The organism is Galactobacter sp. (assembly GCF_022712295.1).
In the GTDB taxonomy this organism is placed as follows: Bacteria; Actinomycetota; Actinomycetes; order Actinomycetales; family Micrococcaceae; genus Galactobacter.
The window spans coordinates 1-11,317 of the sequence record NZ_JALAGT010000097.1 but is presented as its reverse complement, the minus strand read 5'-3'; the positions used below and the strand labels follow the sequence as shown (position 1 = coordinate 11,317).

The window sequence follows — 11,317 nt, the reverse complement described above, 5'->3', positions numbered from 1 at the left end:
GGTGATGCCTGCACAACAGGATGCCGTTGCCGATACTCGTGGGACCGTTCAGTGAGGCCGGGCGAACATGGTGGGCGTCGCAACGTAAACCCGGGATGTGACAGTCCGGGACCGCACAGGTGGCGTAGGTGGTGAGCAGCACCCGGCGCTGAGCCGCAGTGAAGGTTCTGTGTTGGGCGACCGTGTAGTCCAGTAGATCGCCTTGCCTCGTGGTGACGATCTCCACCACAGCATCGCAGAGGATGGTCCCGAGCCGGGAGAGCGGAATCGTTGCACCCGTGGCGGGTAGAAGGGCGGAGGTCACCAGGCGTGGATCCTGCAGCAGGTGCGCACCGAAAACCGGCAATGGCGGCCTCGCTCGTGAAAGTTGCGACGACTGCGGCTGCTCTGCTCCATCCTCACGACAGCAGCCTTCTGCGTCGGCGGCACCAACGTCGCAGCACCCTGCTCCTGCACGGCAATCGTGCCCGCCTCTTCCCGTTTCGACCCCGCCATCAGCCTGGAGATCACCGTCGCCGTGGGCGTGGACGCCAAAGTTGTCGCCAGTCTGGAGGGCGGTGTCTGCGTCTGCATGGTGGATGCTGGCGGTGGGGTCGCCGTCGCGGAGGCTGGCGGTGGGGTTGTCGTCGCGGAGGGCCTGGTCGTCGTTGAGCAGGCTGATGAGTCGGTTGATGGTCTTGATCGCCGCATCGGTGAGGAACCCTGCCCGCCCGGCCTCGACCAGCGTGGCGGCGGCCTCGGTGACGGCCGCGTCCACGACCTGTACGGCTTGCGACCGGGGATCGAGTGAACCGGCTACGCCAGGCTCCTCCTGGCCGGGGCGAGGCGTATGCGTCAACGCCTTCAACACTTGCTCGGCCCGGGCCAGGAGGATCACTCGTGGTTGGGCACCGCCCTGGTCCGGGGCACTCCTACCCGCCAGACCGAGCAGCGTCACGAAGGCATCGTGCTGTGCCTGAGGGAAGGTCACCGGGTCCTCGCCCTGTAGCCGGAACACACCATCGGTGGCCGAGACCTCGAACGGCGAGACAGGACCCGGGCCAGTCCCAGTGCCAGCGCCAGTGCCAGTGCCAGTGCCAGTGCCACCAGCGTGTCCGGCCTCCGCTCCGCCGGCGTGTCCAGCCCCGGTCCCTGAACCAACCTCTGGACCAGTCCCGACTCCTCCCGGGTCGGCCGCGGTCTTGGGGTCGAGGATCGCTGCTAACAAGGTGGTGAGGTGTTCGTAGGCCTCCGGAGTCAGTTTGGCCCGCAGTTCGGCTGGGTCCCCGGGCCTCTTCCCTGGTTTGAGTGTCAGGCTGCGCTTGTGGTGGACCTCGTCATCGGCCGGTTCCGGGCCGTCCTGGTCCACGAGTTCGGCCAGCTGCCTCCCCAGCCTGTGCAGTTCTTCCGGGTGCATGCCCAACCCGTAGCGGCCCTGTATCAGGTCAAGAATCGGGACCGTCTCTGGTGGTGTGCCGTACCGGCCGCCGGTGGCATGACCAACCAGAATGGACTCCACCGTCTCCAACGCGCCCACATCCACCCCGCTCTTACGCCTGGCCAACGGTGTGAGCAGGCTGGAGATCACCTCGGCCTGCCCCAACGTCACCGCCCCGGCAGCGACCGCCTCCGCCAGCACCGGCAAGAGGGCGTGGTGGGCATTGATCGTGAACGATTCACATGTGGTGGCTGTGCGCACGCATTTCAGATCACGCAGGGTTTTCATTGTGGTCAACAAATAATTCTTGACCGCGACCTCGGGCGAACGAACACCCAGCAGGTCATTGATCCGCTCGACCTTGGGGATCGCCGGATCGGAACCAGCAACAATCATGTCAGCGCATACACTCAGAATCCGATCCGTACCAGCATACACCCGATTGACCCGTCCCAACACCAGGCGCAGGTCTGCCACACTCACCGAACCCGCCCAGCCGACCGCAGCAGGTGAGCCGATGGTAGCGCCGGGTTTCAGCGCTCCGTTAGTCACACCACCCGGATCACGCCGCTTGAGACTGGAGTGCGCCTTGCCGGTCGTGACCGCACCACCGCCGTCCGCAAGACCCACGAGGTCGTCTGGAACGTGATCCACGAAGGACCCGCCGCCACCCTCGTTGCCAACGAACCGGGATACGACCCCGAGACCCCCACGACCGGCATGACGCTCACGCACCCGGGACCCATCGGGACCGAAGACCTCCTGAATCAACGCCGCCGCTTCGGCCTGAGCGGCCGCAGCCCTGTCCAGCGCCTCCATCACCTCCGGCATGCCAGGGGTGGACGCGGCCGGCCGACGATCCAGTACCGTCATCGAAGTCCACCCCCTTCAAATTTCTCTCCCCGAACGTCATTCCCCGAGTATCAGCACCCAAGCATCGCCACCCCGAGTCGGCTTCGACAATTCTTTGGCAACCTGATAACACAAGTTTACCGGGCTTGCCAGGTGATTACCATCGATGGACCGGTAACAATCGGAATCTGTGGACGACACGCCGATATATTTGCATGGTTATATAAATCAACAATAAATCCGGACGGTGCATCACCGAGGTCGATAACCACGGGGCTGCTGGCCGGGTCCTGTCAATCGGGGCCAGCAGGGAAGTCCGGTGAACCAAAGAACGGGGCGACCCCAGACACGCGGGTGGCCCCGAGAACCAATCTCGGGGCCACCCGCGTGTCTGGGGTGCTTTCGCCTGCCGGTTTCTACACCATCCGCCTACTCCACGATCTTGAGCGTTCGGAGTTCCTTCTTCAGGTCGCTGAGTTCATCACGTAGGCGAGCGGCCAGCTCGAACTGCAGGTCCTCCGCGGCTTTGTGCATCTGTTCGGTGAGCTGAGCGATCAGGGACGCCAGGTCCTCCTGCGGTGCCGTCACGACGCCGTCGCGGCGCAGCTTCTCCTCCGCGCTGCCTGCACCGCCAGCCCCACTGAAACGGCCTGCGCCACCGAGCACGCCGGCCGGCACGGAGGTGCCGGAGGCACCTTCCCCACCATCGCCGTCGAGCATGGCATTGAATCCACGGTGTCCCTTGCCGTAGTCGAATTGCTTCAGCAGTTCCGCGGTGTCGGCATCCTCGCGGGCCAGCTGATCGGTGATGTCGCCGATCCTCTTGCGCAGGGGCTGCGGCTCCATACCGTGCTCGGTGTTGTAGGCCTCCTGGATCTCGCGACGGCGGTTGGTCTCCTCGATGGCCCTGCGCATCGAATCGGTGATCTTGTCCGCATACATGTGGACCTCGCCGGACACGTTTCGGGCTGCGCGGCCGATCGTCTGGATGAGGGAGGTGGTGGAACGAAGGAACCCCTCCTTGTCGGCATCCAGGATGGAGACCAAGGACACCTCCGGGAGGTCCAGGCCCTCGCGCAGCAGGTTGATACCCACCAGGACGTCGAAGGAACCCAGCCTCAACTGCGACAACAGCTCGACGCGTTTCAGCGTGTCCACGTCCGAGTGCAGGTACTCGACCTTCACCCCGTTCTCTTGCAGGTATCCGGTCAGGTCCTCCGCCATGCGCTTGGTCAGTGTGGTGACGAGGACACGTTCGTCGCGATCCACGCGGTCCCGGATCTCGTCCAGGAGGTCGTCGATCTGGCCCTTGGTCTTCTTGACCACGATCTTGGGGTCCACGAGTCCGGTGGGCCGGATGATCTGCTCCACGACGCCGTCCGACTTGGACAGCTCGTAGTCCCCCGGTGTCGCGGACATGTAAACCGTCTGCCCGATCCGTTCCAAGAACTCGTCCCACTTCAGCGGCCGGTTGTCCATGGCGGATGGCAGCCGGAAACCGTGCTCAACCAGCGTGCGCTTGCGGGACATGTCACCCTCGTACATGCCACCGATCTGCGGCACGGTCACGTGGGATTCGTCGATGACCAGCATGAAGTCGTCAGGGAAATAGTCCAGCAGGCAGTCCGGGGCCGTCCCCGGCCCACGCCCGTCGATGTGCCGCGAGTAATTCTCGATACCGTTGGTGAAGCCCATCTGGGCCATCATCTCGAGGTCGTAGGTGGTGCGCATCCGCAGCCGTTGGGCCTCGACGAGTTTGTGCTGGTCCTCGAGTTCCGCGAGCCGGTCACGAAGCTCGTCCTCGATGGTCGCGATGGCGTGCTGCATGCGGTCGTGTCCGGCCACGTAGTGGGAGGCCGGGAAGATGTACATCTCGTTCTCCTCCCGCACCACGTCGCCGGTGAGCGGGTTGAGCGTCTGGATGGACTCGATCTCGTCGCCGAAGAACTCGACCCGGACCGCCAGCTCCTCGTACATCGGGATGATCTCCACGGTGTCACCGCGCACCCGGAAGGTGCCCCGGTGGAAGTCCATGTCGTTGCGGGCGTACTGCATGTTCACGAACTGCCGCAACAGTTCGTCGCGGTCGATCTCGTCGCCGACCTTCAAGGTCACCATCTGGGCGATGTACTCCTCGGGAGTACCCAGGCCATAGATGCAGGAGACGGTCGCGACGACCACCACGTCTCGGCGGGTCAGGAGCGCGTTGGTGGCGGAGTGCCGCAGCCGCTCCACTTCCTCGTTGACCGAGGAATCCTTCTCGATGAAGGTGTCCGTCTGCGGGACGTAGGCCTCCGGCTGGTAGTAGTCGTAGTAGGAGACGAAGTACTCGACCGCGTTATTGGGCAGCAGCGATCGCAGCTCCGTGGCCAGCTGCGCGGCCAGCGTCTTGTTCTGCACCAGCACCAGCGTTGGCCGCTGAACCTTCTCGATCAGCCAGGCGGCTGTGGCGGACTTGCCGGTACCGGTGGCGCCCATGAGCACCACGTCCTTCTCGCCGCCCTGAATGCGTTCGGCGAGTTCGGCGATGGCCTTGGGCTGGTCGCCCGCAGGCTGGAATTCGGAGACGACTTCGAAGGGGGCTACGACGCGTTCGATCTTCTGAGCCAAGGACATGACACCAGCCTACGGCGGCACGGTGATTGTTTGGAGGGTGTGCGCTCCAGGCGTAGAAATGTTCGACGGCTGGCGGCCGGCTCCGCAGGTCGGCTCAGCTCGTGAGCGACGCCCAGAGGTCGTCCACCCGCGCGGCCAGGGCCGCGCGGTCCGCGTCGTTGACGATCAGGTCCGACGCGACCTCGGCCCTTTGCGCGTCCGTGGCCTGAGCGGCGATCCGGGACGCCGCGTCGTCGGACGTCATGCCGCGGTCCGACACCATGCGTCGCACGCGCTCGGCGTGCGGAGCCTGGACCACGATGACGCGATCGAAGTCGGAGGCCTGACCGGTCTCCACCAACAGCGGAATGTCTTCGATGACCAGGGACTCCCCCGCCTCGGCCTTGAGCCGCGCAGCTTCTGCCCTGACCAGGGGGTGGATGATCGCGTTCAGACGTTCACGAGCCTCGTCATCGTTGAAGATCAACGCACCGAGTTTGGGGCGATTCAGTCGGCCGTCGCCGTCCAGCATGTCGGTGCCGAAGACCTCCACGATGCCATCGAGTCCTGGTTGTCCCGGCTCTTGGAGGTCCCGGACGATGCGGTCGGCATCGATGATGACGGCGCCGCGGTCCCGGAGGAGGTCCGCGACGGTGGACTTGCCCGAGGCGATGCCGCCGGTCAGGCCGATGCGGGGGCGGGAGTTGGTCATGCATCCCATCCTGCCTCAACACCACGTTTCTCCTGTGCCATCGGTATCGTGGGACGGGTGCTCCCCACACCCTTTCCAGCGCAACCCGACGACCGGGCGCTCGCCTTCACACGCATCACCGCGGAGGTGGAGCACACCATCGAGATCCAGCGCTCGGTCTTCCTGACCCGGTTGGTACCGGTCGCGGACGAGTCCTCGGCCCGTGAGGTGATCGAGGACCAGCGCAAGGCCCACCACGGCGCGAGGCACCACTGCAGCGCCTTCGTCCTGGGGCCCGATCGCGAGGTGCAGCGTTCCTCCGATGACGGCGAACCGGGCGGCACGGCCGGCGTGCCCATGATGCAGGCCCTGTTGCAGCGTGAGACCGCTTCCGGTCATCGCGACCTGACCGACGTCGTGGCCGTGGTGACGCGCTGGTTCGGCGGCATCCTGCTCGGGGCCGGTGGTCTGGTGCGGGCCTACTCGGACTCGGTCTCCCAGGCGCTCGACGTGGCGACCGAACAGCGCTGGACCCGTCGCCGACAGCTCCTCTTGGATGTCCCCTACGACCAGGCGGGCAAGGCGGAAAACGTGTTGCGCCGGCTCGAGAGCGCCTCGGTCTCCGGAACCGACTACGGACCGCGGGCCCTCACCATGACCCTCGTAGCAGACGATTACTACGACGCACTGGCCCAGGCCGAGGTCGAAGTCTCCCAAGCCTTGGGCGGCACCGCCGACCTGAGGCGAGGCGAGGCGGTATGGGCGCCATGACTCAGGACAAGCGGACCGCGTTGGACCTGACGAGGCTCTCGCGGTTCCCCGATGTCGAGGACCCGACACTGCTCCCCTACGACGCCACGGATGAACTCCTCGTCGCAGAGGCGCTGACCCGGATCGTAGAGCAGGAGCTGACCGGAACAGACATCGTGGTGGTCGGGGAACGCCACGGAGCCATCACCCTGTCCCTGGTCGCCGCAGGTCTCACCGGTTTGCGCGTGGTCCAGGACCGGCTGGTGCATGAGCGAGCCCTGGACGCCAACGCCGAACGCATCGGGATCGATCCAACCGTGTATGTGCACGCCCCCGCAGCAGCGGAGACCTTCACCGGCGCCCGCCTGATCCTGTGGCAACTCCCCCGTGCTGTGGATTCGGTGACCAGGATGGTCTCGCTCATGGGTGTGGTCGACGACGACGCGGTGCTGGTCGCCGGCGGCCGCGTCAAGCACCTCAGCCGCGGGATGAACGCTCCCCTGGAGGCCGGCTTCGGGTCCGTGACCCCTCAACTGGCGAAGCGGAAGTCTCGGCTGTTGGTCGTGGACCGGAACGCGGAGTTACACCTCGAACCGGTAGTCCCATCCCGCAAGGACGTCCGCGTGGCAGGCCGCGACCTGACCCTCATCGGCATCGGGGAGGCCTTCGGCGGGGCTGCCCTGGATCCAGGCACGCGCCTGATGCTGGAGTCGCTGTCCGACGTGGACATCCGGTTCGGAAGCGACCCCACCATCGTGGATCTCGGCTGCGGCAACGGCACCGTGGCGGCCTGGGCCGCCCAGCGGTGGCCCCAGGCCAAGGTCATCGCGACCGACGATTCCGCGGACGCCGTGGCGTCCGCCGCCGCGACGCTGGAGGCGACGCTCGGGAATGGGCCGAGCTCCGCCGTCGGGCATGGCGTTGCACGTGTCCAGGTCATCCGCGCCGACGCGGGTGACGCGATCCCAGATGCCTCAGCGGATCTGGTCCTCTTGAATCCGCCCTTCCACCAGGGTGGGACGGTGCACACCGGAATCGGAGTGAAGCTCATCGAGGCCGCGGCCCGCATGATGAAGCACGGGGGCACTCTGGTGACCGTGTTCAATACGCCAGTGGGTCACCGCCCTCGCCTGCAGCGCATCGTGGGCCCCACCGAGCAGCTGGGCCGCGACCGCACGTTCACGGTGACGCTCTCCACGCGCCGGTGACTCAGGCCCTGCGCACGGGCTGCTGCAGCTCCGTCACCCAGTCGCTTTGGTCATCGCCCTCAGCGCGCAGGTAGTTCTCCCTGCAGGGCCCGTCGGGGATAAAGCCCTTGGCGATAATCTCGCCATGAACGGCGGCCCAACTCTCATGGATCGTGTCCATGGATCCCAGGTGCACCCCCACGAAGGCCTCCGGGACTGCGGGCAATTCGACGATCTCGAGGCCGGGCTGCGCCTCTCCTGCGTAGCCGTATCCGGCGACGACACGGATGCCGCCCTCCGCCTCGTCATACGACGCCACAGCGACGTCCAGGGCGCCGCACTCCTCTCCGATGATCTGGGCCACGGCGTCGAAAGCCGGTCCCACGATGGAGGCGATCTGCGGTTGTTCCTGCACCGTTCCAGAGCGGGCGGCAAGGCGGAGAGCGGGAAGGGGCTTGCGTACGATCTCGATGGTGGGCATGATCAGCTTCCTTTCGATGAGCCGGAGCCGGTGCTCCACGTCGACGAGTCTGGCCGTGGCGAGGCGATGTTCCTCCTCGACTCGGTCCCTCCGGGATGTGAGGAGCTCTTCCATCTGTGCGACATCCACGCCCTGCTTCAGCATGAGCGCGATGTCGTCGAGGCCGAACCCCAGCTCTCGTAGCGCAACGATCCGGTGCAACCGCTCGAGTTGCGATGGATCGTAGGTGCGGTACCCGGTGAACTCGTCCACATGTGTGGGCACCAGCAGGCCGGCCGCGTCCCAATGCCGCAACTGGCGGTGGGTCACCTGACCGACCTGCGCGAATGCTCCGATGGACAACATGCTTCCACCTTCCCGTCTGACACGGTGTCAGGGTCAAGAACCGCGAGGGCGGGCCCACCATCGCTGGTGGACCCGCCCTCGCGGATGTTCTTCTCACCTCACGAAGCGTGAGGATCGGATCAGTTGTTGCCGGTCAGCTTCTCGCGCAGAGCGGCGAGAGCCTCGTCGGAAGCCAGGGTGCCGTGATCCTGCGGAGCAGCCTTGGCGGCCGGCTCGGAGGAGAAGGACTGGCTGGCGGCGGCGGCCGGAGCGGAACCGTTGGAAGCGGCGGCGTCCTGCTCTGCAGCAGCAGCAACCTGCTTCTTGTGGGCCTCCCAGCGAGCCTGAGCCTCGGCGTACTCGGACTCCCACTCGGCACGCTGTGCCTCGTAGCCCTCGAGCCACTCGTTGGTCTCCGGGTCGAAGCCCTCGGGGTACTTGTAGTTGCCCTGCTCGTCGTACTCTGCGGCCATGCCGTACAGAGCCGGGTCGAACTCGGTGCCCTCAGGATCCACGCCCTCGTTGGCCTGCTTGAGGGACAGCGAGATGCGGCGACGCTCGAGGTCGATGTCGATGACCTTGACGAAGATCTCTTCGCCAACGGAGACGACCTGCTCGGCGAGGTCGATGTGACGCTCGGCCAGCTCGGAAATGTGGACCAGGCCCTCGATGCCGTCCTCGACACGCACGAACGCGCCGAAGGGAACCAGCTTGGTGACCTTGCCGGGAACAACCTGACCCAGCGCGTGGGTGCGGGCGAATGCCTGCCACGGATCTTCCTGGGTGGCCTTCAGGGACAGGGAGACGCGCTCGCGGTCCATGTCCACCTCGAGCACCTCGACGGTGACCTTCTGGCCCACCTCGACAACCTCGGACGGGTGGTCGATGTGCTTCCAGGACAGCTCGGAGACGTGCACCAGGCCATCGACGCCACCCAGGTCCACGAAGGCACCGAAGTTGACGATGGAGGAGACGACGCCCTCGCGGACCTGTCCCTTCTCCAGCTTGTTGAGGAAGTCGGTGCGCACTGCGGACTGGGTCTCTTCCAGCCATGCACGGCGGGACAGAACCACGTTGTTGCGGTTCTTGTCCAGCTCGATGATCTTGGCCTCGATCTGCTGGCCGATGTACGGAGCCAGATCGCGGACGCGACGCATCTCGACCAGGGAGGCGGGCAGGAAGCCACGCAGACCGATGTCGAGGATGAGGCCACCCTTGACGACCTCGATGACGGTGCCGGTGACGACGCCGTCGTCTTCCTTGATCTTCTCGATGTCGCCCCAGGCACGCTCGTACTGAGCGCGCTTCTTGGACAGGATCAGGCGGCCTTCCTTGTCCTCCTTGGTGAGGACCAGGGCCTCCACGGTGTCCCCGACCTCGACCACGTCGGACGGGTCGACATCGTGCTTGATGGACAGCTCGCGAGAGGGGATGACGCCCTCGGTCTTGTAGCCGATGTCCAGCAGGACTTCGTCGTGGTCGACCTTGACGACCTGACCCTCGACGAGGTCACCGTCGTTGAAGTACTTGATGGTGGCGTCGACAGCGGCGAGGATCTCTTCCTCCGAGCCGATGTCGTTGACGGCGACCTGGGGGATTCCGGTCTTGTCCGGGTTCGTGATGGTCATGTAGAAGGGGCTCCGATACGGATGGTTATTCGGTCGGGAAGCCGGCACACGCGCCCGCTCACCGAGTTGGTTAGGGTACTACGCCCGCGCACATGGGTGTCCACGGACAGACCAAGTCTAGTGCCTGGACGGGGGCACGGTCAAAGATGCATCAGAACGTGTACGTGTTGCGTGGCGCACGTTCCACCGCGAACAACTGCTTCAACCTCGGGATGTCCTCTGCCGTTGCCTCGGCCCGCCCCAGAGCCACCATGGTGGCAGGGTCCACGGTTCCGAGATAGAGCTCGGCCAAGGCCTCGGCGTCCACGCTCAGCGAGGCGTGTCCCCCATGCCCGACGGCGGTTCCCGCCTCCTCGGTGAGCGTCACTTCGGTGACGCCGTCCCGGGTTCTCACCAACCACTCCCCCGAGGCGAAACCCTGCGTATCCGTGACACTCAGGCGCAGGGTGCCATCCACGGCCAGGCCGCGGGTCCGGAAGGCCGCCGGAAGATCAAGGATCCTGATCCACAGGTGATCCGTGCGCCCTGTGAAGGCCACGTCGCGGGCGTGCCGCAGGGCCGCAGGCAACGCGAAATCGGTGGGGGCCTCACTCCAGGAGAGGCGGTCCACCAGGTCCGTGGATCCGAGCGCCTCCCAGAGCGCGACCTCCGCCAGCGGCGAATCCGCTCCGATGTCGGCGACCTTCATGGTGCGGGGGCCGGAGGCACCCCAGTCGACGGTGCCCGACAGGGCGTAGCCACGCACCGCACCGGTACCGTCCACCACCACCAGCGGACGCCAGTTCTCGTCCTGCCCCTTCACGGCCCACGGGTTGCTCTCGCCGCGGGCGCGGCTGCGGAAGGCCGCCGTGGTACCGGTCTGGCCCGGGGTGGCTCGCTGGAAGGCGTCGTATGCCGCCTCGTACAACTCCGGGAAGCTCTCCCACGACGGCGTGAAGGTCGTGAGGCCCGCGGCCGCGATGGCCTCGCTCACCTCGGCGCGCAGGCGCAGGCCCTGCCTCACGTCCACGGTGACGGAGGCGGACAGCGCGGCGCGCCCGTACCCGAAACGCCCGTAGATGGAGTCCTCGGTTGCCGTCAGGGCCGCCAGCGCGTACCCTTGCTCGGCGCTGCGCGTGAGGCAGGCGGTCATCAGGTTGCGGAGAATACCGCGGCGACGATGCGTGCCGCGCACGGAGACCTCGGTGACCATGCGGGTGGGCACCACCACGCCCGGCTTCACACACAGGGTGCCGTCGAAGTCGCCGAAAGTGGCCACCGGGCGGGTGGGTGCCAAGGCACGCGGGTCCTGCGCGTCGTCGTACACGGCGGAGAGCAGCGTGTCGGCGTCACGGAAACGGTCCAGCTGAGCCACCTCGAGGTCCACGCCGCGTGCGGCGTCCACGAAGCCCG

Annotated in this window: 7 protein-coding genes and 1 pseudogene; 2 read left to right on the top strand and 6 right to left on the bottom strand. The window is 66.1% G+C overall.

Annotated features, from left to right (window positions below; translation table 11 throughout):
* The 3 genes and pseudogenes from Q0A15_RS07390 to coaE form a co-directional block, all read right to left on the bottom strand.
* A pseudogene (locus Q0A15_RS07390) lies at window positions 1-2,290 on the bottom strand (hypothetical protein); the annotation flags it as partial.
* Window positions 2,291-2,698: 408 nt separating this feature from the next.
* Window positions 2,699-4,885, bottom strand: a complete 2,187-nt coding sequence (uvrB, locus tag Q0A15_RS07385; RefSeq protein WP_291278879.1) for an excinuclease ABC subunit UvrB — start codon at window positions 4,883-4,885, stop codon at window positions 2,699-2,701.
* A 94-nt stretch (window positions 4,886-4,979) separates the two neighbouring features.
* Window positions 4,980-5,576 (bottom strand): dephospho-CoA kinase, encoded by a 597-nt coding sequence (gene coaE, locus Q0A15_RS07380; RefSeq protein ID WP_291278878.1) that lies wholly within the window; start codon window positions 5,574-5,576, stop codon window positions 4,980-4,982.
* Between the two features lie 57 nt (window positions 5,577-5,633).
* Between coaE and Q0A15_RS07375 the strand changes: the two genes are divergently transcribed.
* Window positions 5,634-6,326: a YigZ family protein gene (locus Q0A15_RS07375; protein WP_367273368.1), complete on the top strand. Its 693-nt coding sequence runs from the start codon at window positions 5,634-5,636 to the stop codon at window positions 6,324-6,326.
* Window positions 6,314-7,513 carry a methyltransferase gene (locus Q0A15_RS07370; protein ID WP_291278877.1) on the top strand — a complete coding sequence of 400 codons (1,200 nt, stop codon included), beginning with the start codon at window positions 6,314-6,316 and terminating at the stop codon, window positions 7,511-7,513. Before Q0A15_RS07375 ends, Q0A15_RS07370 begins: the two co-directional genes overlap by 13 nt.
* A gap of 1 nt (window position 7,514) precedes the next feature.
* Here Q0A15_RS07370 and Q0A15_RS07365 read toward each other — a convergent pair whose 3' ends face one another.
* The 3 genes from Q0A15_RS07365 to Q0A15_RS07355 form a co-directional block, all read right to left on the bottom strand.
* The gene (locus Q0A15_RS07365) at window positions 7,515-8,318 is read right to left on the bottom strand and encodes a MerR family transcriptional regulator (protein ID WP_291278876.1); all 804 of its coding nucleotides are present in this window, start codon (window positions 8,316-8,318) and stop codon (window positions 7,515-7,517) included.
* A 119-nt stretch (window positions 8,319-8,437) separates the two neighbouring features.
* On the bottom strand, window positions 8,438-9,925 hold the full coding sequence (rpsA, locus tag Q0A15_RS07360) for a 30S ribosomal protein S1 (protein ID WP_291278875.1): 1,488 nt from the start codon (window positions 9,923-9,925) through the stop codon (window positions 8,438-8,440).
* 151 nt (window positions 9,926-10,076) lie between these two features.
* On the bottom strand, window positions 10,077-11,317 hold a 1,241-nt coding region (locus Q0A15_RS07355), incomplete at its 5' end, for a GNAT family N-acetyltransferase (RefSeq protein WP_291278874.1).

Bases quoted from the DNA above. Each gene is read 5' to 3' on its own strand.
- uvrB (WP_291278879.1), bottom strand. From the start codon at position 4,885: ATGTCCTTGGCTCAGAAGATCGAACGCGTCGTAGCCCCCTTCGAAGTC.
- Q0A15_RS07370 (WP_291278877.1), top strand. From the start codon at position 6,314: ATGGGCGCCATGACTCAGGACAAGCGGACCGCGTTGGACCTGACGAGG.
- coaE (WP_291278878.1), bottom strand. From the start codon at position 5,576: ATGACCAACTCCCGCCCCCGCATCGGCCTGACCGGCGGCATCGCCTCG.
- rpsA (WP_291278875.1), bottom strand. From the start codon at position 9,925: ATGACCATCACGAACCCGGACAAGACCGGAATCCCCCAGGTCGCCGTC.
- Q0A15_RS07365 (WP_291278876.1), bottom strand. From the start codon at position 8,318: ATGTTGTCCATCGGAGCATTCGCGCAGGTCGGTCAGGTGACCCACCGC.